Raw genomic sequence first — 26,863 nt, forward strand, 5'->3', positions numbered from 1 at the left:
ACTTACGCTTTGCAGCCAACAGGTAACGGGTACAGAGCGATTGCTTAACGGCGGGTACAGCGGAGGGCCGCGATGCCGAGCATTACCTTCATTGAGTTCGATGGCACCCCGCACCGCGTCGAGGGCACCTGCGGCAAGTCGCTGATGCTGGCGGCGGTGGAAAACGGCGTGCCGGGAATCGACGCGGACTGCGGTGGCGCCTGTGCCTGCGGCACCTGTCACGTGTTCGTCGACGAACACTGGCGCGCCGCCACCGGCCAGGCCAGTCCGCATGAGCAGGGCATGCTCGACATGCGCCCGGACCAGGCGGACAACTCCCGGCTGAGCTGCCAGATCACCGTCAGCGAGGCCCTCGACGGCCTGGTCGTGCGGCTACCCGAATTCCAGATGTAGCCTGGGAGCCTGTCGGACTTGACCACCCGTCGCGAGGGAAAGTCCGACCAGCGCCTGATGCCGGCTCACTTGGCCGGCTTGCCCCACAACTGTTCCAGGCGTTCATCGCGACCGCAGCCGTTGCGGTAGAAGGCGTAGCGAATCGGATTCCGCTGGTGATAGTCCTGATGGTAAGCCTCGGCCGGATAGAAGGTGCCGGCAGGCAGGATTTCCGTCACCACCGGGCCGGGCAACCGGCCGGACTGCTCCAGAGCCGCCCTGGAGGCCTGCGCCAGGCGCTGTTCCTCGGGATTGCCATAGAAAATCACGCTGCGGTACTGGGTGCCCTTGTCGCAGAACTGCGCGTTCGCCGTGACCGGGTCGATGGTTGGCCAGAAGGCCTCCAGCAGCTCGGCGTAGCTGATTTCGGCAGGGTCATAACGGACCCGCACCGCTTCGACATGCCCGCTGCTGCCGGAGGAGACCTGCTCGTAGCTGGGGTTCGGCAGCTGCCCGCCGGTATAGCCCGAGGTGGTCTGCATCACGCCCGGCAGCTTGTCGAAATCCGCCTCGGTGCACCAGAAGCAGCCACCGGCAAACACGGCCTCGGCGTAGTCTGCCGGCGCCGGTGCGCTGGCCGCTGGCGTTGCGGACTGGTCCGTCTGTGCAATGGTCGCGGCAGCGCCGGCCAGCAGGGCAAGGCTGGCCAGGATGGCCAGTGCCGGACGGCGCAGGCGCCCGCGGTTGTGGATGGTCTGCATGGCTAGCTCCGCAAGGCTGGCAAAGGTTGATCCTGGGGAATGAAGCGCAAGGCCACGCCGTTGTTGCACCAGCGCTGGCCACGCGGCGGCGGGCCGTCATCGAACACATGACCCTGGTGCCCGCCGCAACGCGCGCAGTGGTATTCGGTGCGCGGGATGAACAGCCGGGAGTCGTCCTTCAACCCGACATGGCCTTCGATCGGCTGGGTAAAGCTCGGCCAGCCGGTGCCACTTTCATACTTGTGCTGGCTGTCGAACAACGGCAGGTAACAGGCGGCGCAGAGGTAGGTGCCGCTGCGCTTCTCCTGATTCAGCGGGCTGCTGCCGGAGCGCTCGGTGTCCTCCTCGAACAGCACGGCATAGGCTTGCTCCGAGACCAGCTCGCGCCAGGCGCTGTGCGGCTTGTCCAACGCCACCACGCTGCTGGCGGTCGGGGTTGCGGCGCGAGCCGGGCGAACCCGGCCGAACAGGGCGAAGACTGGCAACAGGGCCAGCCCCTTGAGGGCGATACGTCTTTGCATGGCGGTTCTCCTGCGGTTATCTGCCCAATAGACGGCGCAAGGCTTGAGTTGTTACAGCCTTGGCGAGGCTTTGTCAGCCGCGAGTTGTAAGCAAAAGTGAGCGCCGCCCCCGGCGCGAACGCTGGCTGTTGCCCCGGCGTGCCGGGGCCAGCCCTCACGGCTCGCGATTGCCGAGCATGGCCGCCACCTGGTAGCCAAAGGTGGCGGCCAGCGCGCCGAAGAACAGCCCCACGCCGCAGGCGGCCGGCCATTCGGCGCGCAGCTCGGCATGTGCCGGGAAGACAAAGGCTGCGAAGAGGATGCCGGCGGGCACCAGCAGCGCCGCCAGTGGAATCGCGAGCAGCGCGCCCACGCCGTGCAGGCGCAGGTAGATGGCCAGGGCGAAGGTGGCGGCGAGCACGGCAAGCATCATGATTTTTCAGTCTCCACAGGATTCACTGCAGCAGCCGCAGCAGGCCATACAGCAGCGCGGCACCCGCCAGCGCGGCCAGGCCGAGGATGCCATAGGCACCACGGGTCATCTGGCCGATGCTTTGCTTGATCGCGGCGCGGTCATTGACGTTGGGGAACGGCGTGGACGGCTCCGGCACGCCGAGAAATTCGCAGAGCGGCTTCCAGCCCTGCTCGACGGAATAGGTCAGCAAGCGCTCGGCGGGGACCGCAGCCTGCACCTCGGCGATGTGCTGCTGGTAGTGCGCGATGGCCTTGGCGCGATCATTCATGCTGCCCTGGTGCGAACGTTGCCAGATCAGCTTGCGGCACATCTCGCCCATTTTCCTGGCGAACGGCGTGGTGCGTTCGAGCACCTTGAACTGCCACATGGTCTCGGTGAAATAGATGGTCTCCACGGTGCTTTCGTACCAGGCCTCGGCGCCGCGCGGGTGCACGGTCAGCAGCACCTTGGCCTCCGGGTAGGCCACCAGCAATTCGCGCCAGACGCAGCACGCCGGGTTGTCCACCGCGGCCGTGTAGCGGGAAAACACCTGCTCCCAGTCGTATTGCGTGCCGGGCGTGCCATTGGCCACCCGCAGCCAGAAATCCAGATGCGCCTGGTTGGCCTTGTTCTCCAGCACTTCGAACATGTGGTAGCAGGGAAAGCCCAGCTGGTTCAGCGCCGTATAGACCGACAAGGTGCCGGTCCGGCCAAACCCCGCGCCTATCACTTTGAGTCCCATTCGCCTACCTCCCCGGTCTGTTCGAGCGCCTGCCCGGTACTATGCATGCACCGCCGCGGCGCCAACAACCCTGGCCCGCGTTCAGTGCTGGACACTATGCCGGCGGATGAACGCGCGGTCGAGGCGGTCTTTCCACCAGCCGAGCCAGCGGCCCTCGGCGCTCAGCCCGGCCCAGCTGAGCAAGGCGCCGCCACGGCCATCGGCGAGCAGCGCCAGGGCATGCCGTTGCGCCACGAACGCGTGCAGGCGCCGGCCGTGCAGCGCCGCCGCCAGGTTGGCTGCCAGCAGCGGGCCCTGGCGCACCGCGTACACGCCGTTGCGCAGCGTTCCGGGCAGGCTGGCGCAGTCGCCGGCGGCGAACACCCGCGGATGCGACAGGCTTTGCAGGGTCGGGGCGACCGTGACGAAGCCTTGCGCGTCGCAGGCCAGCCCGCACGCGCGCAACCAGGGCCAGGCACTGGCGCCAGTGGCGAGGATCACCCGCGTACCGCGCCAGGCCGGCTGCCGCCCAGCCAGCAGGCAATCGCCCTGGATGCTCTCCACCGCGACGCCTTCCCGTACGCTCACCCCGGCCCGCGCCAGATGGCGCAGTGCACGCTGGCGCAAGGTCGCGGGGTGGCCGGCCAGCAACGGCCCGGCACTCAGCAGGGCGACTGCCGGCACCCGGGTGGCCAGCGCCAGCGCCAGTTCCACGCCGGCCGCCCCGCCGCCGAGGATCGCCAGCGGCTGCGGCGCGGCCTGCCAGCGGCTCCAGCCGGCGAGGAAGTCCGCGAAGGGTTTGACCGGCAGCTGCTCCAGCCGGGCATCCGCCGCCGCTGGCAGCCGCGCGACTTGCGCGCCGAGGTTCAGCGACAGCCAGGTGGCTGAAATACGCTCGCCGCTGGCCAGGGCCACGCTGCCGGCCTGCGGATCGAGCCCGACCAGCTGTCCTTCGAGCAGCTCCACCGCGGCGGCGGCGCACAGCGCAGGCAGCGCCACGCAGCAGTCTGCCGGCGCGTAGCGGCCGCCCAGCAGCCCCGGCAGCATGCCCGAGTACCAGGCCTGCGGGCCGGCGCTGAGCAGCGCGATACGGCCCCGGGGTCGCGATCCCTGGGCCCACTGGCGCAGCACGCCGAGATGGGCATGCCCGGCGCCCGCCAGCAGCAGGTCGAAGCCCGGCTTCACCGGCGCCACTGGTGGAAGCGCGCCAGCCAGCGCAGGACCCGTTGCGGGGCATGCGCGCGCTTCCAGGCGCCGGCCACGTATTTGTTGGCTTCCGCCAGGGTCGGATAGATATGAATGGTGCCGAGGATCTTGTTCAGCCCATAGCCGTGCTGCATCGCCGCGACGTACTCGGCGATCAGCTCGCCGGCCTGCGCGCCGACGATGGTCACTCCGAGGATGCGGTCCTTGCCCGGTACGCTGAGCACCTTGATAAAGCCCTGCGCGGCATCCTCGGCGATGGCGCGGTCCAGCTCGTCGATGCCGTAGCGGGTCACCTCGCAGGCGATGCCTTGGGCTGCCGCCTCCTGTTCGGTCAGGCCGACGCGCGCCACTTCGGGCTCGGTGAAGGTCGCCCGGGGGATGACCCGGTAATCCACCTTGAACCGGCGGAAACCGCCAAACAGGCTGTTGAGCGCCGCATACCAGGCCTGATGCGCGGCAACATGGGTGAACTGGTAGGGCCCGGTGACATCGCCCACCGCGTAGATATTGGGAAAGCGCGTGGCCAGGTATTCGTCGGTTTCCAGGCTGCCGTCCGCGCGCAGCCCCAGTTGCAAGGCTTCGGCGCCGAAGCCGCTGACATTGGCGACCCGGCCCAGTGCCAGCAGCACCCGGTCAAACGGCAGGCGCACCTCACTGTGTTCGCGCAGGTCCTCGCAAACCAGCTGGCGCTGGCCGTCGACCACCTCGAAGCGCAGCGCGCGGTGCTGCAGGCGCACGTCCACGCCGTCGCCACGCAACCCGGCAAGCAGCACCGCGCTGGCTTCCGCATCCTCCCGCGGCAGCAGGCGCTGGTTGCGCTGCACCAGGGTGACCGCGCTGCCCAGGCGCTGGAACGCCTGCGCCAGCTCGCAGCCAACCGGCCCGCCACCGAGCACCAGCAGGCGCGCCGGCTGCGCGCGCAGTTCCCAGACGTTGTCCGAAGTCAGCGGCTCGACCAGTTCGATGCCCGGAATATCCGGCACCAGCGGCCGCGCGCCGGTGGCGATGATGATCGCGCGGGCGCTCAGGGTGCGGCCATTCACCTCGACGGTCCACGGCGAGGTGAGGCGCGCCTCGCCCTGCAGCACCTCGACGCCCAGCCCGCGGTAGCGCTCGACCGAATCATGCGGTTCGATGTCGGCGATGACCCGTTGCACGCGCTGCATCACCGCGGCGAAATCCACCTCGACCGCGACCGGCCTGAAGCCCAGCTGTCCGGCCTTGCGCATCTCGCTGGCCAGGCGGGCCGAGCGCAGCAGCGCCTTGGACGGCACGCAGCCGGTATTCAGGCAGTCGCCGCCCATCCGGTGCTTCTCGATCAGGGTCACCCGGGCCTTCACCGCGGCGGCAATGTAGGCCGAGACCAGCCCGCCGGAACCGGCGCCGAGTACCAGCAGGTTGCGCTCGAAGGACTTCGGCCTGCTCCAGCCGGCATAGACCCGGCGCGCCCTGAAGACCTCCAGCGCCTTGCGCGACAGCAACGGCAGCAGCCCGAGCAGGGCAAAGGCGCCGAGCAGCCCCGGCGAGAGAATCCCGCCCAGCGAATCCAGGCGGGCCAGCTCGCGCCCGGCGTTCACGTAGACCAGCGTGCCCGGCAGCATGCCCAGCTGGCTGACCCACCAGAAGGTGCGCAGCGGCAGCCGGGTCAGGCCCATGGCCAGGTTGATCAGGAAGAACGGGAAGACCGGCACCAGGCGCAGGGCGAACAGGTAGGCCGGGCCTTCGCGCTGGATGCCCTGGTTGATCCCGGCCAGCCGCTGGCTGAAGCGGGCCTGCACCCAGTCGCGCAGCAGGAAGCGGCTGAGCAGCATGGCCAGGCTCGCGCCCAGCGTCGAGGCGAAGGACACCAGCAAGGTGCCGCCAAGCAGGCCGAACAGCGCGCCGCCGACCAGCGTCATCAGCGCCGCGCCGGGCAGCGACAGCGCGGTGACTGCCACATACACCAGCAGGAACAGGCCGCCGGCCAGCCACGGACTGGCCGCCACGCGGGCTTCCAGGCTGGCCTGCTGGGCCTTGAGGCTGGCGAGGCTGAAGTACTGGTCCAGGTCGAAGGCGAAGAATGCACCCAGCAGCGCCAGCAACAGGAGCAGCAGCGCCAGCTTAGACCGATTCATGGGCGGCCCCGCTCGGCTGCGCAGCGCTGGCAGGCAGCAGGCCCGCCAGCAGGTAGGCCGCAGTGCAGAGCAACAGGCCATAGAGGTTGGTGCCGAGCAGCAAGGCATATTTGCCGCTACCGATGGCCCAGCCCGCGGGTATCCAGTCCAGTGTCAGCGCGACGCCGAGCAGCAGGCCGGTCCAGAAGCTCAGGTGAAAACCCAGCCGGGTCGGCCGCACCAGGCCGTGCAGGACGAACACCGGCGCCAGGCCGATGACCATGGTGCCGCTGATGGTGGTGGCCTTGAGGATATCGGTACCCGCCAGCATCGGCAGGTTACCCAGCACGGCAAAGCTGACCATGGCGGCGATGCCCACGCCGATGGCCTTCTGCCCCAGGTCGCGCCCGGCCAGCCGCGGCAACTCGCGGCCGGCCAGCTTGGCCAGGCTGGAAAAGGTTGAGTCCAGGGTGGAGCCGGCAGCCGAGACCATCACCACCGTCATCACCAGCAGGGCCACCACGCCCATCGACTTGGCCAGTGCCGCCGGCACATTGTCGCCGGCGGCGATGCCCGCCAGGCTGGCGTGCACGCCGATCAGGCTGAACGCCAGAATCGCCAGGAAACCCAGCACCCCAGCCAGCACGAAGGAACGGCGCATGCTGCGTTCATCGCTGATGAAGCCGCGGTCGGTCAGCACCGGATCGTGAAACGGGTAGCTGAACACCTGCAGGCCGGCCACCAGCAGCAGATCGACCCCGGCATCCAGGCGCCAGTGGCTGGTGCTGGCCAGTTCGGCAACGCTGTGCTGCGGCAGCACCAGGCCGAGCACCCAGAGCAGCGCGATGAGGAAGATCGCGGCCTGCGCGGCATCGGTGATGATCGAGCTGCGCAGCCCGCCGCGCAGGCTGTAGGCCAGGGTCACCGCGGTGAACAGCAAAGCGGCGCCAATGAAGCCGGCGCTGCCGGACGCGCCGTAATAGCCGCCGACCACCGCGGTGTTGCTCCACACCTCGTTGAACAGGCGGATCAGGATCGCCGCCGTGAACGCCAGCGCCGCCGCCCGCCCGTAGTGGCTGGTCAGAAAGCTGACCAGGCCGGTGGCGGCGAAGCGCCGGCGCAAGCGGTAGATGACGAAACCGGCCAGCGGAATCGACAGCCAGTAGGTGGCATACGCCAGGCCGCCGACCAGCCCATAGCTGGCCCCGAGGTTGGCGGCATTGGTCACCGACTTGGCAAATATCCAGCTGATGAAGATGCTCGAGGTCAGCAACCAGGGCGCCGCGCTGCGGCCCTGTGCATCCTCGCCATGGAAAAACCCGCCGATAGTCACCGTCCGCGGTGACAGGGCATACATCAGCACACCGTACACCAGCAGAAAACCCCAGAAAAAAATCCCGATCAGGCCCGTCGCTTCCATTATCTATCCCCTATTCCTTGAGTGCGCCACCACAGCTCGAGCCCTGCCCGGCGGTGCAGGCATAGCAATGGTCGCGGGTCACGATGGGCCGGCCGTCCAGGCTGGCGCTGCGCAGCAGGTCGCGCAGGTGCGCGCGCTGGCGGCCGATCAGCGCCGGCATCGGCAGGTCGAGCATCTGGTTGAAGTCGCAGTCATACAGGTAGCCCTGCCAGTCGACGCTGACCAGGCTGCGGCACATCACCGTTTCCAGGTTTTCCGCTCGATAACTGTCGCGCAGCAGTTGCATGTACTGGTTGAAGCCGCCCTGGCTGACCAGGGTGCTGCCGAAGCGCGCGATCGGCTGGTTGGTGATGGTCAGCAGATGGTTGAAGCGGATGCCGAAGTCCTCGGCCAGGTGCGCCTTGTAGTCGGCTTCCAGTTGCGCCTGCGGTGGCGGCAGGCTCGGCCCCTGCGGGTTGTACACCAGATTCAGGATCAGGCCGCTGCCGTCGCTGCCATAACCCAGGCGGTTGAGCGCCTGCAATCCGGCAATGCTCGCGGCGAACACCCCGTCGCCGCGCTGGCGGTCGACATTGGCCCGCGCATAGCACGGCAGCGAGGCGCTGATTTCCACGCCCTGCGCGGCGAGGAAGTCGGCCAGGTCCTCCTGGCCCGGCTCGCCGAGGATGGTCAGGTTGCAGCGATCGATCACCCGCAGGCCGGCCTGGCGCGCATGCCGGACCAGCTCGCGAAAGCGCGGGTGCAGCTCCGGTGCGCCGCCGGTGAGGTCGAGAGTCTGCACCCTGTGGCAGTCGAGTACCTGCAGCAGCAGCGCCAGGCTCTCGTCGGTCATTGCCTCGCTGCGGGTCGGCCCGGCGTTGACATGGCAGTGCAGGCAGCGCTGGTTGCAGCGGTAGGTGAGATTGACCTGCAGCGCTTGCAGCGGGCCGCGCGCAAGGGCGGGGAAACCGAGGGCATCAAGCAGGGGCAAGGTGGCATGCATAGGGTTCTACTCTGGGAAACTGCTCATTGGAGTCGTGACAGGCGCCAGCGTTACAGGGGCCGGCAAGACCAGCTGGTGCGGCTCCGGCTGCGCCGTGCGCACAGGAGCTTTATAGCGTGAAAAGCCAAAACACCGGATGATTGGCAGACAGCCCTTTTGTAACAAATGCCCGGGCTGGATGTCCTTGGGAGACCCACCGCAGATGCCCGGGAGAGAAGCGTGACCGCCAGCCATAGCCGCGACACCGCGACTGTCATTACGCCCTGCCTGGTGCTGCTGTGCAAGCACCCGGCTCCCGGCCACTCGAAACAGCGCCTGGCCAGCCAGATCGGCCGCCTGCCGGCGCTGACAATAGCCCGCTTGCTGCTCGACTGTGCGCTGGAAGACCTGCGGCAGTGGCCGGGAGCGCGGGTAATTGCCCCGGATCAGGCGCACGACCTGGCCTGGGCACAGGCAGTCTGCCCGCCAGCCTGGGTGCTGGCGCAGGGCGAAGGCAACCTGGGGCAGCGCCTGAATGCCCTGGACCGGGCGTTGCGCGCGCGCGGCGAGCAGCGCCTGCTGTACATCGGCAGCGACTGTCCGGCGCTGCGGCCAGCCGACTATGCGCGGGTGGCGCAGCTGCTCGAGTCCTGCGACAGCGTGCTGCTCGGGGCGCGCGACGGTGGCGTGGTTTTGCTGGCCTCCAACCGGCCGTGGCCGGACCTCAGCCAGCTGCCGTGGAGTACCGCGCAGCTGGGTGAGGCCCTGGCCGCTTGCTGCGTGGCCGCAGGGCACTCGCTGCACGTGGCAGGCGAACTGTTCGATATCGACCAGCAGGAGGATCTGGCGCTGCTGGGCGACGGCCTGGCCGGGGATAACCGCCCCGCCCGGCGCGCCCTGCTCGCCGCCCTGCCCGCGCTGGGGATCGCCGCACATGCCTGACACCCCGGCCAATCTGCGCATATCCGCCCCGCCCATCAGCCTGGTGATTCCCTGCTACCGCGACGAAGCCAGCCTGGCCCGGCTGCTCGCGCAGCTGCGCCAATTGCCTGCCAGCAGCGCGCAGGAACTGCAGATCATCGTGGTGGATGCGGCACGCAATCCGGCCTGCCAGCAGCTGTGCGGGCAATATGCCGCGCAGTGGCTTGGCGCCCAGCCGTGCCGCGGCGAACAGCTGCGCCTGGGTGCGGCCCAGGCGCAACATGCGCTGCTCTGGTTCCTGCATGCCGACGCGCAGCTGCAGGGCGATCCGCTGGTGCAGCTCCGCGCGGCACTGGCCGGCGGCGCCGTCGCTGGCTATTTCGACTTTCGCTTTGCCGGACCCGGCTGCTGGCAGGGCCGCCTGCTCGAACGGCTGACCAACTGGCGTACCCGCTTCGGCATCCCCTATGGCGATCAGGGGTTGTTTGCCACGCGCACGGCCTACTTCGGCAGCGGGCAGCACAGTCCGTGGCCGCTGTTCGAGGAGGTGGAGCTGGTGCGCCAGCTGCGCCGGCACGGCCGCCTGGTCCGCCTCGCGCAGGGCCTGCAGGTCGATCCGCGGCGCTGGCAACGCGATGGCTGGTGGCGCCGTTCGCTGCGCAATCGCCTGCTGGCCGCGGCCTTCATGCTCGGCGTGCCGGCCAGCCGGCTGGCGCACTGGTACACCCCGCGCAAGCCTGCTGCGCGGCCTGCCGATCGGTAGTACGGGGGCAACCCGCGTACCGATTGCCCGGCAAACGTGCACCCGCCCTACGCGTCAGCTCGTGCCTACAAGCCCATCTGCTTGCTGATGATCTCGTTCATCACTTCGCGGGTGCCGCCACCGATCGAGAGGATGCGGTTGTCGCGGTACAGCCGCTCGACCAGGCTCTCGCGCATGAAGCCCATGCCGCCGAGGATCTGCGTGGCGTCGTAGGTGATGCGGTCGGACACGTCGGTGGCGAAGTTCTTGGCCATCGAGATTTCCTTGATCACGCTCTTGCCGGCCGCCATCTTCGCCGCCTGCCGGTAGGTGAATTCACGGGACACCTCCAGCTGGGTGGCCATCTCGGCCAGGCGGTGCTTGAGCACCTGGAACTTGCCGATCGGCTTGCCGAACGCTTCACGCTCCCTGGCCCACTTCAGCGACTCTTCCAGCGCCAGCTGGGAGGTCATGTTGGCCATGATCGCCAACGACAGCCGCTCGCTCTGGAAATTGGCCATGATCCCGGCAAAGCCCATGTTCTCCACGCCGATCAGGTTGTCGACCGGCACCTTGCAGTCGTCGAAGAACAGTTCAGCAGTATCCGACGCCCACCAGCCCATCTTCTTCAGCGAACGGCCGACGCTGAAGCCAGGCGTGCCCTTCTCGATCAGCAGCAGGCTGACCCCGCCGAAGCCGTCGCCACCGGTGCGCACCGCCACGGTGTAGAAGTCGGCCCGTACACCGCTGGTGATGAAGGTCTTGCTGCCGGTCACCCGGTAGCAATCACCCTCGCGCACCGCGCGGGTCTTCAGGCTGGCCACGTCGGAACCGCCGGAAGGCTCGGTGACCGCCAGCGCCATGATCTTCTCGCCGGCCAGCACCTGCGGCACCACGCGGTCGCGCAGCGCCGGCCTGGCCCACTTGAGCACCGGCGGCATGCCGATATCCAGCGAACCAAGCCCGGCGACCAGACCACCGGAACCACAGCGCATCAGTTCCTCGCTGGCCGCCACCTTGGCAAACAGGTCGCCTTCATAGCTGCCGCCGTACTGCTCGGGATAGCCGATGCCGAGGATGCCGGCCGCACCGGCCTTCTGGTACAACTCGCGGGGAAACGCTTCGGCCTCCTCCCACTCGCAGATGTGCGGCAGGATTTCACGCTCGACAAAGCGGCGGACCGTGTCGCGGACCAGCTGGTGTTCGGCGTTGAAATATTCCTGGCAGGCGCTCATTGGGCATCTCCGATAATGACTGGAGATACATTACCAAGCGCTTGCTTGGTTAGCAAAGCGGCACTCTGGCCATGCAGCAGGCCATTTATGTCCGTTGCTCACCCAGGCGGGCGACCCGCAGCAGCTCGCGGGTCATCATCAAGGACAGCCCCCACAGGCGCGCCCCGCCCAGATCGATGCAGGGCGCCGGTATGCGCAGACCGGCTACTTTCCAGGTGAGTGTCTGCCGCCTGAGCGGATCGGTCAGCCAGGACAAAGGCACCCAGTGCAGTTCGGCGGCCTCGATCCCAGGCTTAAGCGCCAGCGCCCGCGGCGTGTGATAGACATAGGGCGAAACCACCATGGGCAGCGGTCGGGCATGCTCTCTGGTCAACAGGTCCGATAACCGGCCAATCGGTTCGACCCGCCCAGCGGGGTCAAAGCCGGTCTCTTCGTGCAACTCGCGCAAGGCTGCGGCGCGGGTGCTGGCATCATCGCGCGCCACCCTGCCACCAGGGAAAGAAACATGCCCCGACCAGGGATCACCGTGGCGCTCGGCCCGTTTCATCATCAACACCACCGGCTCATCACGGCTGGCATTGGGGTCGCTATCGGCCAACAGCAACACGACGCCGCAGCGCCTGACCCAGCGCCGACCGGGAATCCGCCGGGGCGAGTGGTCCTGCAGGGCAGCGGCAATCCGGTCAATCGTGTTGGGCATGGCCGGATTCAGCTGCCCATCGGCCGGCGACCCGCCAATGCATGGGCCAGGGTGCCACCGTCGACCAGTTCCAGCTCACCGCCCAGCGGCACGCCGTGGGCAATGCGGGTCATGGCCAGTGGTTTGCCGGCCAGCATCTGCGCGATGTAGTGGGCGGTCGCCTCGCCCTCGACGGTCGGGTTGGTGGCCAGGATGATCTCGCTGAAACTGCCGGCCTCGATGCGCGCAAGCAGCTCCGGAATGCCGATGGCTTCCGGACCCAGGCCATCCAGCGGCGACAGGTGCCCCTTGAGCACGAAGTAGCGGCCGCGGTAGCCGGTCTGCTCGACCGCGAACACGTCCAGCGGACCTTCCACCACGCAGAGGATGCTGTCGTCGCGGCGCGGGTCGGCGCACACCGAACACAGGTCGTCCTCGCTGAGGGTCCGGCAGCGCTGGCAATGCCCCACCCCTTCCATGGCCGCGGTCAGCGCCTGGGCCAGGCGCAGCCCGCCGTTGCGGTCACGCTCCAGCAGTTGCAAGGCCATGCGCTGCGCGGTCTTCTGCCCGACACCGGGAAGCGTGCGCAGGGAATCTATCAGTTGGCGGATCAGCGGGCTGAAGCTCATGGGGAGTTACCTGGATGATTCGTGGAAGCTGCGCTACAGCTGGTTATTCCCTCGCCCCACCGGGGAGAGGGTCAGGCAGAGGGGCACACTGCATCAGTCCCAAAGCCCCTCTCCCCAGCCCTCTCCCGCAAGCGGGAGAGGGGGTGATCCAGGCAACCCGTAACAGGTGAATAGCCATACAACGGCATCGCGAGCAAGCTCGCTCCTACCGGTTCACACCGTCTATCCACACGGTGCGAGTGGTGATCAGATGGCGTGCAGGACAAGGCGCGGACTGGCACGGGCAGCGGAGTTTACTGAGTGTAAATGAGCATGCCCGGGCCAGTCCGCAACGCAGTCATGTGCGCCAGCTGGACGCCACGTTCAGAAGGGCATTTTGAAGCCGGGGGGGAGCTGCATCCCCGCGGTCATCCCGGCCATCTGCGACTGGCTGTTGGCCTCGATCTTGCGCACCGCATCGTTCACCGCGGCAGCGATCAGGTCTTCGAGGATTTCCTTGTCTTCCTGCATCAGGCTGTCGTCTAGGCTGACGCGCTTGACGTCATGCCGGCCGGTCATCACCACGCTGACCAGCCCGGCGCCGGACTGGCCGGTGACTTCGGCGTTCGCCAGTTCTTCCTGCATCTTCTGCATTTTTTCCTGCATCTGCTGGGCCTGTTTCATCAGACCGGCCATGCCACCTTTCATCATTTTGCTGTTCCTCGGCGTTACAGGGGTTCAATCGAATCGGGACGAATCACCGCCCCGAACTGTTCAATCATCTGGCGTATCAGCGGATCGTTCCTGATCGCCTCTTCCGCCTGGCGCTGGCGCTCGATGCGCTTGCGGGTATTGGCCTGCGCCGGGGTTTCCTGCGCGGGCTTGCTGATCTGGATCTGCAGGGCGATGGTACGCCCCAGGTGCTGGTCCAGGGCATCGTTCAGGCGCCGCTGCTGGCTGGCATTGAACAGCGCACTGTGCGCCGGGTCCAGATGCAGCGTCCAGTTGTCGCCGTCCCTGGCCACCAGCGTGCAGTTGGCGGCAATGCTGCCGGTCATGCCGGACAGGCCGATGGCCGGACACAACTGCAGCCACTCGGCCGCCAGCCCGGTCGCCGGCGCGACCTCAGGCAAGCTGTCCTCGACGGTCTCCTGCGCCGCGTTCGGCGGCAGGTCATCCAGGTAGTGCTGCGCCTCGCCGGCGGTCTCGTAGTAACTGTCATCCGCGGTTGGCGGCTCGTCATCGCTTGCATCCGGCTCTACCGGCGTGCCGGCTGGCGCGGCGCTCAGCGGCGGAGCAACCGCGGCGGGCTCGTCCCAGGGCAGATCGATCACGGCTGCCGGCTTGACCGGCGGTGGCGCTACCGGGGCTGGCACGCTGGCCGCCGCCGGCTGGGGCACGGGCGGCGCCGCGGGAACGGACACAGGCGCGGCTACCGGCGCCGTCTGTGCAACACCGACCACTGGGTTGGCAGCGGAATCAGCTGTGGCCTGGCTGATTCCCGGGGTCTTTAGTAATCGACCGGGCGCGCCGTCGGCATCCGCCGGGCGGAACGCCAGCATGCGCAGCAGGACCATCTCGAAGCCGTTGCGCGGTTCCGGCGCCAGCGGCAGGTCGCGCCGACCGATCAGGCCCATCTGGTAATAGAACTGCACATCTTCGGCAGGCAAGGCTTCGGCCAGGGCCAGCACGCGGTCGCGGTCGCCCTGGCCGTTGTCGACCGCCTCCGGCAGGGCCTGGGCAATCGCCACGCGGTGCAGCACGTTGAGGATCTCGGCCAGCACGCCGTTCCAGTCCGGGCCCTGCTCGGCCAGGTGGCGCACGGCCTCGAGCAGGGCCCGCGCATCGCCTTCCAGCAGGGCATTGAGCACGCCATACACCTGGCCGTGATCGAGGGTGCCGAGCATGGCACGCACGTCGGCCGCCAGCACCTTGCCGTCACCGAAGGCGATCGCCTGATCGGTCAGGCTCATCGCATCGCGCATCGAGCCATCCGCGGCGCGGCCGAGCAGCCACAGGGCATCCGCTTCGAACGGGATGTTTTCCACCCCGAGCACATGAGTCAGGTGCTCGACCACCCGCTCCGGCGGCATGTTCTTCAGCGAGAACTGCAGGCAGCGCGAGAGGATGGTCACCGGCAGCTTCTGCGGATCGGTGGTGGCCAGCAGGAATTTGACGTGCGGTGGCGGCTCTTCGAGGGTCTTGAGCAGCGCATTGAACGAGTGCCCGGAAAGCATGTGCACTTCGTCGATCAGGTAGACCTTGTAGCGCCCGCGGCTGGGCATGTACTGCACGTTATCCAGCAGTTCGCGAGTGTCCTCGACCTTGGTGCGGCTGGCAGCATCGACTTCGATCAGGTCGATGAAGCGGCCTTCGTCGATCTCCTTGCACACCGAGCAAACGCCGCAAGGCGTGGAGCTGATGCCGGTCTCGCAGTTCAGGCACTTGGCGAGGATCCGCGCGATGGTGGTCTTGCCGACCCCGCGGGTGCCGGTGAACAGGTAGGCATGGTGCAGGCGCTGATTGTCCAGCGCGTTGATCAGGGCCTTGAGCACATGGGTCTGACCGACCATTTCGCGGAACGAGCGCGGACGCCATTTGCGGGCAAGAACCTGATAACTCATTGATATCCATCGCGGCGGGTGCTGAAGAGGGTCAATGCTAACGGAGCATGGGGCAAATTGCACCCGCGCTGGCCAGGCAACTGTCGCAAGGTCGACGGCGCTTGCCGATCGCGCCAGTTCCGGCCCGGAAAAGCAAAAGCCCCTGAGCTGCGAGGCTCAAGGGCTTTCGTGTATGGCGCAGCGGACGGGACTCGAACCCGCGACCCCCGGCGTGACAGGCCGGTATTCTAACCGACTGAACTACCGCTGCTTGTCGGTGGACTTGCGTCCGATTCACAGCCCTGTCCGGGATAACCCGGCAGTACTTGCGAGGCGCGCAATTTACGCAGACACCCCGCGCAAGTCAACACCCAATCCACCCGGCAACTGGCAGGCGCGGGTCAGCCGCGCTTGAGCAGGCCAACCAGAAACAGCAGCACCAGCGCGCCGATCACCGAGGTGATCAGCGAGCCGATGATCCCGGCGCCGACCTGCAGGCCCAGATAGCCGAACAGATGCCCGCCGATCACGGCGCCGACGATGCCCACCACCAGATTGCCGATCAGGCCAAAGCCGCCACCACGGATCAGCTTGCCGGCAATCCAGCCAGCCAGGGCCCCGATAAGCAGAAACAGTAGAAAGTTCATCTGTACTTCTCCTCGTTAACCTTTGCCCAAGACCCTTGCCGGCTCAGAGCGCCGCCAGCCCGCGGGCAAGATCCGCCTGCAGGTCGGCAAGATCTTCCAGCCCGACGGCAACCCGCACCAGGCTGTCGCTGATCCCGGCCGCGGCACGATCCTCCGGCGACAGGCGGCCGTGGGTGGTGGTGCCCGGATGGGTGATGGTGGTCTTGGCATCCCCCAGGTTGGCGGTGATCGAGATCATCCGGGTCGCGTCGATGAAGCGCCAGGCGCCATCCTTGCCGCCCTTGACCTCGAAGCTCAGCACCGCGCCAAACCCGCTCTGCTGGCGCTTGGCCAGTTCGTGCTGGGGATGGCTGGGCAGGCCGGCGTAATAGATGCGCTCGACGCCCGGCTGCTGCTCCAGCCACTCGGCCAGCGCCTGCGCCGATGCACAATGCGCCAGCATGCGCAGGCGCAGGGTTTCCAGGCCCTTGAGGAACACCCAGGCGTTGAACGGGCTCAGCGTGGGGCCGGCGGTACGCAGGAAGCCGACCACTTCCTTCATCTGCTCGGCGCGCCCGGCGACCACCCCGCCCAGGCAGCGGCCCTGGCCATCGATGTACTTGGTCGCCGAGTGAATCACGATGTCGGCCCCCAGGTTCAGGGGCTTCTGCAGGACCGGCGTACAAAAGCAGTTATCCACCGCCAGCAGGGCGCCCCTGGCATGCGCCAGGTCCGCCAGGGCAGCGATGTCCACCAGTTCGGCCAGCGGATTGGACGGCGATTCGACAAACAGCAGCCGGGTATTCGGCCGGAAGGCCTGTGCCCAGGCATCCAGGTCGATCAGCGGCACATAATCCACCTGCACGCCGAAGCGCTTGAAATACTTCTCGAACAGGGTGACGGTCGCACCGAACACGCTGCGCGACACCAGCACATGGTCGCCGGCACTGCACAGGCTCATGACCGTGGCCAGGATCGCCGCCATCCCGGAGGATGTGGCAACCGCTTGCTCAGCGCCCTCGAGCAGCGCGATGCGCTCCTCGAAGGCACGCACGGTGGGGTTGGTGTAGCGCGAGTAGACGTTCCCCGGCACCTCGCCGGAAAACCGGGCAGCCGCATCCGCCGCCGAGCGGAAAACATAGCTGGAGGTGAAAAACAGCGGCTCGCCATGCTCGCCTTCCGGCGAACGGCGCTGCCCGCCACGCACGGCGAGGGTGTCGAAAGCGGCACCCTCGAGGTCGCTGTCCAGCCGACCGGCTTCCCATTCTGCTGTCATGCCGCAGGTTCCTCAGTTGTTGTGCAGGTCGATGATCGCGCTGACAACCTGGCCACCGGCTTTCGTGGCGTCATTGCGCGCCTGCTCGATACGGTTCAGGTAGCTCTCGCTGACATCTCCGGTGATGTACTCGCCGGTAAACACCGAGCTGTCAAAGTCCTTGACGTTGGCATTGCCCTCGCTCACCGCATCTTCCAGGTCCTTGAGGTCCTGGTAGACCAGCCAGTCGGCGCCGATCAGTTCGGCCACCTCTTCGGTGCTGCGGCCATGGGCGATCAGCTCATGGGCGCTGGGCATGTCGATGCCGTAGACATTCGGGTAGCGTACCGCCGGCGCCGCCGAACAGAAGTAGACATTCTTCGCCCCGGCTTCGCGGGCCATCTGGATGATCTGCTTGCAGGTCGTACCGCGGACGATCGAGTCATCCACCAGCATCACGTTCTTGCCGCGAAACTCCAGCTCGATCGCATTGAGCTTCTGCCGCACGGATTTCTTGCGCGCCGCCTGGCCGGGCATGATGAAGGTGCGGCCGATGTAGCGATTCTTGACGAAGCCCTCGCGGAATTTCACGCCGAGCCGGTTCGCCAGCTCCAGTGCCGACGTACGGCTGGTGTCCGGGATCGGGATGACCACGTCGATGCCATGCTCCGGGCGCTCGCGCATGATCTTCTCGGCCAGTTTCTCGCCCATGCGCAGCCGCGCCTTGTACACCGAAACGCCATCGATGATCGAGTCCGGGCGGGCCAGGTAGACATGCTCGAAGATGCAGGGGGCGTAGTGCGGGTGCTCCGCGCACTGGCGGGTGAACAGCCGGCCGTCTTCGGTAATGTAAACCGCCTCGCCGGGTGCCAGGTCACGGATCAGGGTAAAGCCGAGCACATCCAGCGCCACGCTTTCCGAGGCGATCATGTACTCGACGCCCTCGTCGGTATGCCGTTGGCCAAACACGATCGGGCGGATCGCATTCGGGTCACGGAAACCGACGATGCCATAGCCGGTAATCATCGCGACCACCGCGTAACCGCCGCGGCAACGCCCATGCACCCCGGCAACCGCGGCGAACACATCGTCTTCGGTCGGCTGCAGCTTGTTGCGCACCGCCAGTTCATGGGCGAACACGTTGAGCAGCACTTCCGAATCGGAATTGGTGTTCACATGGCGCAGGTCGGACTCGTAGATTTCCTTGGCCAGCTGCTCGACGTTGGTCAGGTTGCCGTTGTGCGCCAGGGTGATGCCATAGGGCGAGTTGACATAGAACGGCTGCGCTTCCGCGGAACTGGAGCTGCCCGCCGTCGGATAACGTACATGGCCAATCCCCATGTGCCCCACCAGGCGCTGCATGTGGCGCTGCTGGAAGACGTCGCGGACCAGTCCGTTGTCCTTGCGCAGGAACAGCCGGCCGGCATTGCTGGTGACGATACCGGCAGCGTCCTGACCACGATGCTGGAGAACGGTGAGCGCGTCATACAGCGACTGGTTGACGTTGGATTTTCCGACAATTCCGACAATGCCACACATGTGACGCAACCCCTACGTTGTGAATCAAGAATTTGCAGGCAAGTGCAGCGCACTCGCAGGAGACCAGCCGTCGGTCAGATCCAGAATGAAGGTCTTCGACCAGTCGGCCACCATCAGAAAGTGCGGGATCAAAACCGACTGTTGCCACCAGGGATCCTGCTGCACCGGTGCCAGGCTGAGCAGGCCGACCAGCACCACCACCAGCAAGGCGCCGCGCGCCGCACCAAAGGTCATGCCCAGAAAGCGATCCGTGCCGGACAGGCCGGTGACCCGCACCAGTTCACTGAGCAGATAGTTGACCAGCGCCCCCAGCACCAGGGTGGCCAGGAACAGAATGGCGCAGCCGGCGATGACCCGCACCGATGGTATTTCGATGAACTCCACCAGGTGCTCTGCCAGGGCGCCGCCAAACATCCAGGCGATGGTCCCGGCGACGACCCAGGTCAGCAAGGACAGCGCTTCCTTGACGAAGCCGCGGCGCAAGCTGATCAGGCAGGAAACGCAGACAATGGCGACGATGCCCCAATCTACCCAAGTGAATGCCACTGTTTCGTCCGCCGCTGAAAAGGGGGTGCATTCTAACAGAGCGACTCTGCCCGGGTAAGGCGCTGATTACTGCGCTTCGGGCTCGAAACGCACGATAAAGCCATCCAGTTTCTGCTGACGCTTGAGCTGATCGCGCAAACGGTCAGCTTCCGCGCGCTCCACCACCGGCCCGACCAGCACCCGGTTCTTGCCTTCGAAACTGCGCACATAGGCGTTGTAACCCTTGCTGCGCAGCTTCTGCTGCAAGTCCTGGGCGCTGGAAAGGCTGGCCAGACTGGCAAGCTGAACCGACCAGGTAACGGGCAGGCTGTTCCGGTCCAGATGGCTGGCCGGCGCGTTGCCCGGGTCAGCCTGGGCTGGAGCGGCTGCAGTGGCCGGTGCGGCAACCGGTGGTGGCGCGACCAGCGCCTGTGCACTGGCTGCCGGATCTTCCGGCAATGGCTCCGGCTCCGGCACCACAACAGGCTCCTGGGTAACCGGGACCATCGCCGGTGCCGGTGGCATTGGTGGCGCGTCGACAACCACCTGGCGCAGGTCATCCGGGCGCGAAAACAGCATCGGCAGGAAAATGACGGCAAGCGCAACCAGCACCAGGGCGCCAACGATGCGTTGCTTGAGGCTCTTATCCAGTACAGCCATTTCCAGCTCCCCTCTGCGCCAGCCAGGCCAGCGCTTCCGCCACACAATAAAAAGATCCGAACACCAGCACTTCATCACCCTCGGCAGCCTGCCGGCACTGTGCCTCCAGCGCCTCGCCGATCGACCCATGCCGGCTGGCCTGCACACCCGCCTTGAGCAACTCGTCGTGCAGCTCGAGCGCCGACCGCGAGCGCGGTGAAGGCAACGCTGTCACCGCCCATTGGCTGATTTCAGCCTGGATTGCCTGCACCACCCCCGCAAGATCCTTGTCCGCGAGCAGGCCGAAAACCGCCAGGCGCCGGCCTGCAAGCGGTGTCTCGCGTAAACGCCGCGCGAGAAACTCGCAGGCATGCGGATTATGCCCAACATCCAGCAACAGCGAGAGTCTCTTGCCCTGAAATTCGAGGCTGTGCCGCTCCAGCCTGCCGCTCAGGCGGGTGCGCTGCAAGGCAAGCGACAACTGCGCTGGCTGCCAGCCCAGATCGAGAAGACTGAAGGCCTGCAGGGCCAGCGCCGCGTTCTCCAGGGGCAGGTCCAGCAGTGGCAGATCGTGCAGTTCACGCACCTGCCCTGCCCGGTCGAGACCCTGCCAATGCCAACCTGCAGGCGTTAGCGCCAGGTCAAAATCCCGTCCGCGAAGGTAAAAAGGCGCTGCCAGCACGGCAGCCTGCTGCAGCAGCACTGCCGGCGGGTCGAGATCGCCGCAGACGACGGGTATGCCCGGGCGAAAAATTCCGGCCTTTTCGACAGCCACGCTCTCGCGGGTATCGCCGAGCCAATCCGCATGATCCAGAGCGATACTGGTTACGATGGCGAGATCCGCATCGATCAGATTGACCGCATCCAGCCTGCCGCCGAGGCCGACCTCAAGCACGGCAAAATCCAGGGCAGCCTGCTGGAACAGCCAGAACGCCGCCAGGGTGCCCATTTCGAAGTAGGTCAGGGATATTTCCTGCCGCGCCGACTCAACCACCGCAAAGGCGGCACACAACTCGGCATCCGTCGCCTGCTGGCGGTCGATGACCACCCGCTCGTTGTAGCGCAGCAGATGGGGCGAGGCATAGACGCCTACGCGCAATCCCTGGCCGAGCAGCAGCTCGGCGAGAAATGCGCAGGTTGAACCCTTGCCGTTGGTGCCAGTGACCGTGACAACCCGCCCGGCGGGTCGGCGCAAGCCCATGCGCTCGGCCACCTGGCGCACCCGATCAAGGCCCATGTCGATGGCGGTCGGATGCAACTGCTCCAGGTAGGCCAGCCAGTCCGGCAGGCTCCGTTCGGTCATGCGGTCTGGGCGGGACTGGGCAGGTGCTGCATCTGGGCCAGCAGGCGGGCCAGACGCTCACGCAACTCCGCGCGCGGAATGATCATGTCAATCGCCCCATGATCGAGCAGGAACTCGCTGCGCTGGAATCCTTCCGGCAGCTTTTCCCGAACCGTCTGCTCGATTACCCGCGGACCGGCAAACCCGATCAGCGCCTTGGGCTCGGCGACGATCACATCGCCCAGCATCGCCAGACTGGCCGATACACCGCCGTACACCGGATCGGTCAGCACGGAAATGAAAGGCACGCCCTCTTCACGCAGACGTGCCAGCACCGCTGAGGTCTTGGCCATCTGCATCAGGGAAATCAGGGCTTCCTGCATGCGCGCGCCCCCCGAGGCGGCGAAGCAGACCAGCGGGCAGCGCTGTTCCAGCGCAACGTTGGCCGCGCGGACGAAGCGTTCGCCGACGATGGCGCCCATCGAGCCGCCCATGAAGCCGAACTCGAAGGCGCAGGCGACAATCGGCATGCCCTGGAGTTTTCCGCTCAAGGCAATCAGCGCATCTGTCTCGCCGGTATCCTTTTGTGCCGCCAGCAAGCGGTCCTTGTAGCGCTTGCCATCGCGGAACTTCAAGCGATCAACCGGCTCCAGGTCTGCCCCGATTTCCTGGCGGCCGTCCGCATCGAGAAACAGGTCCAGACGGGTGCGCGCATCGATGCGCATGTGGTGGTTGCACTTCGGACATACATCCAGGGTCTTTTCCAGCTCGGGCCGGTACAGCACGGCATCACAGGACGGGCACTTGTGCCAAAGCCCCTCGGGCACGGAGCTTTTCTTGACCTCGGAACGCATGATCGAGGGGATCAACTTATCTCTCAACCAGTTGCTCATGCTCTAACTCTCCAAAACCGCAACACTGGAAACTCCGGGATTACCCCTGGCGAGCCGCCTGAAAATTAATGATTGTCTGCCGGTTGCCCGGCGCTGGCAAACCCGGACACTGCCCGACAAGCCGGCAAGCAGCATCAGCGCCAACTGCCCCGCTGCCTCGCAACAGGCTAGCTGACGGCCACTCTGGCCAGACCGTCACATCGATAACTCTTTGCAGGCCCGAATAAAGGCCTGAATCTTGCCGGCATCCTTGATGCCCTTGCTGATTTCTACCCCGCCACTGACATCCACCGCGTAGGGGCGCACCCGGGTGATCGCAGCCCGCACATTCGCCGAATTCAGCCCTCCGGCCAGAATTACCGGGCAAGGCAGCTTGTCTGGCACCAGTGACCAGTCGAATGACTCGCCGGTTCCGCCGGGGACACCGGCAACGAAGGTATCCAGCAATATGCCTGCAGCACCGGGATAACGGGCGACCTGTGCCCGAATATCGTCTCCGGCCTTCACCCGCAGGGCTTTCAGGTAAGGCCGGCGATAACCCTCGCAGTCGGCAGGGGTTTCATCTCCGTGGAACTGCAGCATGTCGAGCGGCAGTGCAGCGAGGATTTCGTTCAGCTCGCCGCGACTGGCATTGACGAACAGGCCAACCGTGGTAACAAACGGCGGCAATGCCGCAATGATCGCGCGCGCCTGCTCAATACTTACGGCCCGGGGGCTCTTCGCATAGAACACCAGGCCGATGGCATCGGCGCCTGCAGCGGCAGCCGCCAGTGCGTCCTCGACTCGGGTAATTCCACAGATCTTGATACGCACAATGGTCAACTTGGATTATCCGGGCAATGAACCTGATGTTAGCAAAGGCCGCCCTGCTGCGTCAGCTTGCCGCCTCAGGCAAGGCTGAAAGGAAGTGCGGACCGGTGTAGCGCTGAGGCAAGTCGAACTCCGCCGGATAATCGACCTGGACCAGATAGAGCCCGTAAGGATGCGCGGTAACCCCGCCGGTTCGACGTACCCGCGTCTCCAGGACCTCCCTGGCCCATTCGACGGGTCGCTCGCCGGCACCGATGGTCATCAGTACGCCGGCTATGTTGCGCACCATGTGGTGGAGAAACGCATTGGCGCGAATATCCAGGACGATGAACTTGCCATGCTCGATCAGCTGCAGGTGATGCACCGTCTTGATCGGTGACTTGGCCTGGCACTGCCTGGCCCGGAAGGCACTGAAGTCGTGCGTACCAACCAGACAGGACGCGGCTGCGCGCATAAGGGTCACGTCGAGCGGACGATGGTTCCAGGTGACCTCTTCGGCCATGTGCGCAGGACGAATCTGGTCGTTGTAGATCACATAGCGATAACGCCTGGCCATGGCACTGAAGCGCGCATCGAAATGGCCGGGCATCGCGCGCGCCCAGGTCACGCTTATATCGGGCGCCAGGTTCATGTTGGCCCCCATCACCCAGGCGTGCATGGAGCGATCCACCTCGGTTTCGAAGTGCACCACCTGCCCGCAGGCATGCACCAGCGCATCGGTCCGGCCGGCGCAACTGAGCCTGACCGGAGCGCCGCCCGCGACCTTGGACAAAGCCTTTTCCAGACTCTCCTGAATCGACGGAACGCCCGCTCTCTGTCGCTGAAAGCCACGGTAGCGGGAGCCCTTGTACTCAACCCCGAGGGCTATCCTGAAAACGCCAGCGGCAGCCATGTCGGCTGCCGCTGGTGACAATACTTCAGACATTTATCAGGCCAGTTTACCGATCAATTCACGCGCTTCCTGCTGCTGGGATTCGCTACCCTCGGCAATCACCTCGTCGAGAATGTCGCGGGCACCCTCGGCATCACCCATATCGATGTAGGCGCGCGCCAGATCGAGCTTGGTCGCCGCTTCATCGGTGCCAGAAAGGAAATCGAAATCCTCATCATCGTCTGCCGCCAAATCGCCCTGCTCCTGCAACAGTTCCGGCTCGTCCTGCAGCGAAAAATCGTCAAACGAAGCACTCAACTGGTCCAGCTCGTCATTCAGCGCTTCCAGCGTCGGCTCCGGCTCTGCCAGCGCCGACTGGAGGGATTGCTGTTCGCCGGTGGCCGGCAAAGCGAAGTCTTCGGCCAGGTCCAGCGCAGAGTCGAGCCCGAAGCTGTCATCGTCAGCACCTGCGCCGCTATCGAGCTCCGGCAACTCCAGACTGATTTCATTCTCATCGGGCAACGCGTAATCGCTACTGCCGGTCGATGCCTGGGCAGGCTCCAGCTCGAAGTCGAAATCTGAAAAATCATCGACTTGCTTGAGTGCCTGACTCGATTCGGATGCCGCCGGCGCTTCAAGCGTCAGGCCAAAATCAATGTCATCTTTAGCGCTGGCTGCCGGCTCGGCAAAATCGATATCCAGCGCAAAGTCATCCAGATCCTGGTCGGATGCGCTTGCCGGCGCCCGAAACTCTTCGTCGATTTCAGCATCCAGGTCTTCCAGGCTCAAATCGAACGCATCATCCGCATCCTGCGGCGCGGCAGGTGGCGCGTCGGAAATCAGATCTTCCATGGCAAAATCATCGGGCTCGGCAACATGGCCAACACCCGCGGCGAACCCCGCCGCCGCCATCGCCGGATACTTGGCCTTGATCTGCTCGATCTGCGCGCTCACCCCACCAACTTCCTGCAGTTCGGCTTCCTGGCGCTGGAAGCCGTCACGATCACCCAGCTCTGCCAGCACTTCCATCAACTTCAGCTGCAGATCGGCGCGTTGCGGCTCATTGTTGATGGCGCCCTGCAGGAATTCGGCGGCCTGATTGAACTTGCCATAAGCGATATAGCTTTCCGCCTCGGCCAAGGCATCGATTGGCTGAGCATTGACCGGCTCTTTCTGCGGCTCTATTGCCGCATCATCCAGCCCGGCAAAGGTGTCATCAGGCAGCTCAGCCTCACTATCGAAATCCTTGTCGGTGTCGATATCCAGAGGTTTGGCTGCTGCAGACTGACTGTCTTTCAAGGCGTTACGCCGTGAAAGCGCCATCAAACCAAGCAGAATAATCAGCAAACCTGCGCCGGCAGAGCCTACCAGCAGTGGATTGCCCAGGAACTCGTCGACCGGACTGACCGGTTCCGGCGCGACCGCGCTGGCTGTTTCGCTGACAACCTGCACAGGCTGGACTTCTTCGACTGGCGCTACCGCCGCTGCCGGCTTGGCTGCTGCAGGGGCTGGCGCGGCTTGAGCTGCTGGCTCCTCCACCTTGGCGGTCGCCGGGGCATCAGCCACCGGCTGCACGGGGGCAGTGGGCTGTGCAGGAGTACTCTCGGCGACGACCGGCGCCTGTGCTGGCTTGTCCGCGATTGGTGCTGGAGCGAGCGGCTGCTCGGACTTGGTTGCAAGCGCCGCCTCGGCGGCCTGCTTTTCCTGCGCGAGCAGATCGGCCTGCAACTTGGCCAACTGGTCATCCTTGAGCTGGACCAGTTTCTGCAGCTTGTCCATCTGGCTTTGCAGGTCCGCCACACGCTCCTTGAGCTCTTCACCCTGGCGGCGCGAGGTATCCAGGCTTTCCTGGGTAACTGCCAGCTTGTCGCTCAGGACCTTGCTGTCCTCCCCAGCGCCCTTGTCACTGCCTGAAGCTGCCTTGCCAGCCTCGGCGGCAACCAGCCGAAGACTGTCCTTGGTTTCGATCTGCGCCGGCGCCTCACCGGCCACATCGCGCTTGGTTGCATCCAGTTGCCGGGCGGTTACCGGCGTCAGGCTGCGCCCTTCACGCCAGGCACTGTTCTGCTCCGCCACCTCAGCCGTGGCAGCCGAGCCGGAGCGTGCATTGACCTGGGACGCATCCGGCAGACGCAGCACCTGGCCACTTTTCAGACTGTTGATATTGCCGCCGATGAAGGCATTCGGATTGAGGTCCTGAATGGCCAACATGGTCTGATTCAGGGAACCACTCGACTGAACCCGCTGGGCAATCTCCCAAAGCGTGTCGTTCTTGCTGGTCCTGTACTGATCGCCAGAGATTGCTTCAGCGGCCACCGCCGCCGGACGGGACTCGGCACGGGCAGGCGCGGCAACTGGCGAACCCGGCAGGGAACCTGCCTTGAAGGGGCCGTCTGCAGGAGCACTCTGGCTGCGCGGCGCAGCAACCGGGACAGGGCTCGGCGCAGGCACTGCAACAGGAAGACGGGGTGCCGCGGCAATCGCGGTCTCCGGCGAATACAGGGGCGGATCCAGCAGCAGGGTGTACTCACGCAGAACCCGACCACTCGGCCAGACCACCTCTACCAGAAAGTTCAAATAAGGTTCGCGCACCGGCTTGCCCGAAGTGACACGGATCGCTCCCTTGCCATTCGCCAGGATGACGGGGGTGAACTTCAGGTCGGTGAGGAAAAACTCGCGCTCGACCCCGGCCTTGCTGAAGTCTTCGGGAGAAGCCAGACGGGGAATGATCTCGGCCTTGTCCAGATCGCGGATTTCGAGCAACTCGATGTTCGCATCAAGCGGCTGATTGAGCGATGACTGTAGAGATATCTCTCCGAGTCCCAGCGCATGCGCCATACCGGAAGTAAGCGACGTTGCAGCCGCGATTGCCAGTACCAGTTTGCGAACCCGAATCATAGTGATATCCCTTGTCTTATCTTTTTTTTCTCGACCAGCGAGAGGGTATTTTGCCACTAATTGCCCACAACTCGAGGCGCTTTCCGACCAGTCAGCGATTCAAGCAGGAGCGACAAGCTAGAAAGATTCTTCAAATTTACGGTAAGTATCTTTCACAGATAGTGTTTTATCAACTTTTGACCCATCTGCAAAGCAGTCCACAGGAATGCCATGCAGCGATAATCAGAAGCAATCCACAAATTGACGCCA

At 65.5% G+C, this 26,863-nt stretch carries 26 protein-coding genes and 1 tRNA gene; 3 read left to right on the forward strand and 24 right to left on the reverse strand.

Going from position 1 to position 26,863, the window contains the following annotated elements; all coding sequences use genetic code 11:
- Positions 1–72: 72 nt before the first annotated feature.
- On the forward strand, positions 73–393 hold the full coding sequence (locus ISX93_RS03575) for a 2Fe-2S iron-sulfur cluster-binding protein (RefSeq protein WP_195777340.1): 321 nt from the start codon (positions 73–75) through the stop codon (positions 391–393).
- Positions 394–458: 65 nt separating this feature from the next.
- On the opposite strand, the gene msrA is transcribed toward ISX93_RS03575, so the two are convergent.
- The 8 genes from msrA to arsS form a co-directional block, all read right to left on the reverse strand.
- Positions 459–1,133 (reverse strand): peptide-methionine (S)-S-oxide reductase MsrA, encoded by a 675-nt coding sequence (msrA, locus tag ISX93_RS03580; RefSeq protein WP_195777341.1) that lies wholly within the window; start codon positions 1,131–1,133, stop codon positions 459–461.
- A 2-nt stretch (positions 1,134–1,135) separates the two neighbouring features.
- Positions 1,136–1,654: a peptide-methionine (R)-S-oxide reductase MsrB gene (msrB, locus tag ISX93_RS03585; RefSeq protein WP_195777342.1), complete on the reverse strand. Its 519-nt coding sequence runs from the start codon at positions 1,652–1,654 to the stop codon at positions 1,136–1,138.
- 154 nt (positions 1,655–1,808) lie between these two features.
- On the reverse strand, positions 1,809–2,066 hold the full coding sequence (locus ISX93_RS03590) for a hypothetical protein (RefSeq protein WP_195777343.1): 258 nt from the start codon (positions 2,064–2,066) through the stop codon (positions 1,809–1,811).
- 22 nt (positions 2,067–2,088) lie between these two features.
- On the reverse strand, positions 2,089–2,829 hold the full coding sequence (locus ISX93_RS03595) for a sulfotransferase family protein (RefSeq protein WP_195777344.1): 741 nt from the start codon (positions 2,827–2,829) through the stop codon (positions 2,089–2,091).
- Positions 2,830–2,910: 81 nt separating this feature from the next.
- Positions 2,911–3,993, reverse strand: a complete 1,083-nt coding sequence (locus tag ISX93_RS03600) for an FAD-dependent oxidoreductase (protein ID WP_195777345.1) — start codon at positions 3,991–3,993, stop codon at positions 2,911–2,913.
- Positions 3,990–6,128, reverse strand: coding sequence for an FAD-dependent oxidoreductase (locus ISX93_RS03605; protein ID WP_195777346.1), 2,139 nt, complete (start codon positions 6,126–6,128; stop codon positions 3,990–3,992). The genes ISX93_RS03600 and ISX93_RS03605 overlap by 4 nt, the downstream gene beginning before the upstream one ends.
- Entirely contained in the window at positions 6,115–7,527 is a 1,413-nt protein-coding gene (locus ISX93_RS03610; RefSeq protein WP_195777347.1) for a sodium:solute symporter, read from the reverse strand. The genes ISX93_RS03605 and ISX93_RS03610 overlap by 14 nt, the downstream gene beginning before the upstream one ends.
- Positions 7,528–7,537: 10 nt before the next feature.
- Positions 7,538–8,509: an arsenosugar biosynthesis radical SAM (seleno)protein ArsS gene (gene arsS, locus ISX93_RS03615; RefSeq protein ID WP_195777348.1), complete on the reverse strand. Its 972-nt coding sequence runs from the start codon at positions 8,507–8,509 to the stop codon at positions 7,538–7,540.
- Positions 8,510–8,728: 219 nt separating this feature from the next.
- Here arsS and ISX93_RS03620 point away from each other — a divergent pair, with 219 nt between their 5' ends.
- Together ISX93_RS03620 and ISX93_RS03625 are read left to right on the forward strand one after the other, a co-directional pair.
- Positions 8,729–9,430: a TIGR04282 family arsenosugar biosynthesis glycosyltransferase gene (locus ISX93_RS03620; protein ID WP_219840984.1), complete on the forward strand. Its 702-nt coding sequence runs from the start codon at positions 8,729–8,731 to the stop codon at positions 9,428–9,430.
- The gene (locus ISX93_RS03625; protein WP_195777350.1) at positions 9,423–10,172 is read left to right on the forward strand and encodes a TIGR04283 family arsenosugar biosynthesis glycosyltransferase; all 750 of its coding nucleotides are present in this window, start codon (positions 9,423–9,425) and stop codon (positions 10,170–10,172) included. The genes ISX93_RS03620 and ISX93_RS03625 overlap by 8 nt, the downstream gene beginning before the upstream one ends.
- A 65-nt stretch (positions 10,173–10,237) precedes the next feature.
- Here ISX93_RS03625 and ISX93_RS03630 read toward each other — a convergent pair whose 3' ends face one another.
- The 16 genes from ISX93_RS03630 to ISX93_RS03705 form a co-directional block, all read right to left on the reverse strand.
- Entirely contained in the window at positions 10,238–11,386 is a 1,149-nt protein-coding gene (locus ISX93_RS03630; protein WP_195777351.1) for an acyl-CoA dehydrogenase family protein, read from the reverse strand.
- Between the two features lie 85 nt (positions 11,387–11,471).
- Complete coding sequence (locus ISX93_RS03635) at positions 11,472–12,086, reverse strand: NUDIX hydrolase (RefSeq protein ID WP_195777352.1); 615 nt, start codon at positions 12,084–12,086, stop codon at positions 11,472–11,474.
- 8 nt (positions 12,087–12,094) lie between these two features.
- The gene (gene recR / locus ISX93_RS03640; RefSeq protein WP_195777353.1) at positions 12,095–12,694 is read right to left on the reverse strand and encodes a recombination mediator RecR; all 600 of its coding nucleotides are present in this window, start codon (positions 12,692–12,694) and stop codon (positions 12,095–12,097) included.
- A gap of 363 nt (positions 12,695–13,057) precedes the next feature.
- Complete coding sequence (locus ISX93_RS03645) at positions 13,058–13,384, reverse strand: YbaB/EbfC family nucleoid-associated protein (protein ID WP_195777354.1); 327 nt, start codon at positions 13,382–13,384, stop codon at positions 13,058–13,060.
- A 17-nt stretch (positions 13,385–13,401) separates the two neighbouring features.
- Positions 13,402–15,297, reverse strand: a complete 1,896-nt coding sequence (gene dnaX, locus ISX93_RS03650) for a DNA polymerase III subunit gamma/tau (protein ID WP_195777355.1) — start codon at positions 15,295–15,297, stop codon at positions 13,402–13,404.
- A 173-nt stretch (positions 15,298–15,470) separates the two neighbouring features.
- Positions 15,471–15,547, reverse strand: a tRNA-Asp gene (locus ISX93_RS03655).
- A gap of 130 nt (positions 15,548–15,677) precedes the next feature.
- Positions 15,678–15,923, reverse strand: coding sequence for a GlsB/YeaQ/YmgE family stress response membrane protein (locus tag ISX93_RS03660; protein ID WP_195777356.1), 246 nt, complete (start codon positions 15,921–15,923; stop codon positions 15,678–15,680).
- A 43-nt stretch (positions 15,924–15,966) separates the two neighbouring features.
- Positions 15,967–17,178: an O-succinylhomoserine sulfhydrylase gene (locus tag ISX93_RS03665; RefSeq protein ID WP_195777357.1), complete on the reverse strand. Its 1,212-nt coding sequence runs from the start codon at positions 17,176–17,178 to the stop codon at positions 15,967–15,969.
- 12 nt (positions 17,179–17,190) lie between these two features.
- Positions 17,191–18,696, reverse strand: coding sequence for an amidophosphoribosyltransferase (gene purF, locus ISX93_RS03670; protein WP_195777358.1), 1,506 nt, complete (start codon positions 18,694–18,696; stop codon positions 17,191–17,193).
- Between the two features lie 24 nt (positions 18,697–18,720).
- Positions 18,721–19,242: a CvpA family protein gene (locus ISX93_RS03675; RefSeq protein ID WP_195777359.1), complete on the reverse strand. Its 522-nt coding sequence runs from the start codon at positions 19,240–19,242 to the stop codon at positions 18,721–18,723.
- Between the two features lie 66 nt (positions 19,243–19,308).
- Positions 19,309–19,881: an SPOR domain-containing protein gene (locus tag ISX93_RS03680; protein ID WP_195777360.1), complete on the reverse strand. Its 573-nt coding sequence runs from the start codon at positions 19,879–19,881 to the stop codon at positions 19,309–19,311.
- Positions 19,865–21,163 (reverse strand): bifunctional tetrahydrofolate synthase/dihydrofolate synthase, encoded by a 1,299-nt coding sequence (gene folC, locus ISX93_RS03685; RefSeq protein ID WP_195777361.1) that lies wholly within the window; start codon positions 21,161–21,163, stop codon positions 19,865–19,867. The genes ISX93_RS03680 and folC overlap by 17 nt, the downstream gene beginning before the upstream one ends.
- The gene (accD, locus tag ISX93_RS03690) at positions 21,160–22,035 is read right to left on the reverse strand and encodes an acetyl-CoA carboxylase, carboxyltransferase subunit beta (protein ID WP_195777362.1); all 876 of its coding nucleotides are present in this window, start codon (positions 22,033–22,035) and stop codon (positions 21,160–21,162) included. The genes folC and accD overlap by 4 nt, the downstream gene beginning before the upstream one ends.
- 195 nt (positions 22,036–22,230) lie before the next feature.
- A complete protein-coding gene (locus ISX93_RS03695) occupies positions 22,231–22,857 on the reverse strand; it encodes a phosphoribosylanthranilate isomerase (RefSeq protein WP_195777363.1) in 627 nt (208 codons plus the stop codon).
- 52 nt (positions 22,858–22,909) lie between these two features.
- Positions 22,910–23,770, reverse strand: coding sequence for a tRNA pseudouridine(38-40) synthase TruA (gene truA / locus ISX93_RS03700; protein ID WP_195777364.1), 861 nt, complete (start codon positions 23,768–23,770; stop codon positions 22,910–22,912).
- 3 nt (positions 23,771–23,773) lie between these two features.
- A complete protein-coding gene (locus ISX93_RS03705; protein WP_195777365.1) occupies positions 23,774–26,614 on the reverse strand; it encodes a FimV/HubP family polar landmark protein in 2,841 nt (946 codons plus the stop codon).
- Between the last annotated feature and the right edge of the window lie 249 nt (positions 26,615–26,863).

It is taken from the genome of Pseudomonas sp. N040 (assembly GCF_015637705.1).
GTDB lineage: Bacteria > Pseudomonadota > Gammaproteobacteria > Pseudomonadales > Pseudomonadaceae > Aquipseudomonas.

Bases quoted from the DNA above. Each gene is read 5' to 3' on its own strand.
- ISX93_RS03645 (WP_195777354.1), bottom strand. From the start codon at position 13,384: ATGATGAAAGGTGGCATGGCCGGTCTGATGAAACAGGCCCAGCAGATG.
- truA (WP_195777364.1), bottom strand. From the start codon at position 23,770: ATGTCTGAAGTATTGTCACCAGCGGCAGCCGACATGGCTGCCGCTGGC.
- purF (WP_195777358.1), bottom strand. From the start codon at position 18,696: ATGTGTGGCATTGTCGGAATTGTCGGAAAATCCAACGTCAACCAGTCG.
- arsS (WP_195777348.1), bottom strand. From the start codon at position 8,509: ATGCATGCCACCTTGCCCCTGCTTGATGCCCTCGGTTTCCCCGCCCTT.
- ISX93_RS03630 (WP_195777351.1), bottom strand. From the start codon at position 11,386: ATGAGCGCCTGCCAGGAATATTTCAACGCCGAACACCAGCTGGTCCGC.
- dnaX (WP_195777355.1), bottom strand. From the start codon at position 15,297: ATGAGTTATCAGGTTCTTGCCCGCAAATGGCGTCCGCGCTCGTTCCGC.
- folC (WP_195777361.1), bottom strand. From the start codon at position 21,163: ATGACCGAACGGAGCCTGCCGGACTGGCTGGCCTACCTGGAGCAGTTG.
- ISX93_RS03660 (WP_195777356.1), bottom strand. From the start codon at position 15,923: ATGAACTTTCTACTGTTTCTGCTTATCGGGGCCCTGGCTGGCTGGATT.
- ISX93_RS03680 (WP_195777360.1), bottom strand. From the start codon at position 19,881: ATGGCTGTACTGGATAAGAGCCTCAAGCAACGCATCGTTGGCGCCCTG.
- ISX93_RS03595 (WP_195777344.1), bottom strand. From the start codon at position 2,829: ATGGGACTCAAAGTGATAGGCGCGGGGTTTGGCCGGACCGGCACCTTG.
- ISX93_RS03635 (WP_195777352.1), bottom strand. From the start codon at position 12,086: ATGCCCAACACGATTGACCGGATTGCCGCTGCCCTGCAGGACCACTCG.
- accD (WP_195777362.1), bottom strand. From the start codon at position 22,035: ATGAGCAACTGGTTGAGAGATAAGTTGATCCCCTCGATCATGCGTTCC.
- ISX93_RS03605 (WP_195777346.1), bottom strand. From the start codon at position 6,128: ATGAATCGGTCTAAGCTGGCGCTGCTGCTCCTGTTGCTGGCGCTGCTG.
- msrA (WP_195777341.1), bottom strand. From the start codon at position 1,133: ATGCAGACCATCCACAACCGCGGGCGCCTGCGCCGTCCGGCACTGGCC.
- ISX93_RS03705 (WP_195777365.1), bottom strand. From the start codon at position 26,614: ATGATTCGGGTTCGCAAACTGGTACTGGCAATCGCGGCTGCAACGTCG.
- msrB (WP_195777342.1), bottom strand. From the start codon at position 1,654: ATGCAAAGACGTATCGCCCTCAAGGGGCTGGCCCTGTTGCCAGTCTTC.
- ISX93_RS03625 (WP_195777350.1), top strand. From the start codon at position 9,423: ATGCCTGACACCCCGGCCAATCTGCGCATATCCGCCCCGCCCATCAGC.
- ISX93_RS03590 (WP_195777343.1), bottom strand. From the start codon at position 2,066: ATGATGCTTGCCGTGCTCGCCGCCACCTTCGCCCTGGCCATCTACCTG.
- recR (WP_195777353.1), bottom strand. From the start codon at position 12,694: ATGAGCTTCAGCCCGCTGATCCGCCAACTGATAGATTCCCTGCGCACG.
- ISX93_RS03575 (WP_195777340.1), top strand. From the start codon at position 73: ATGCCGAGCATTACCTTCATTGAGTTCGATGGCACCCCGCACCGCGTC.
- ISX93_RS03610 (WP_195777347.1), bottom strand. From the start codon at position 7,527: ATGGAAGCGACGGGCCTGATCGGGATTTTTTTCTGGGGTTTTCTGCTG.
- ISX93_RS03665 (WP_195777357.1), bottom strand. From the start codon at position 17,178: ATGACAGCAGAATGGGAAGCCGGTCGGCTGGACAGCGACCTCGAGGGT.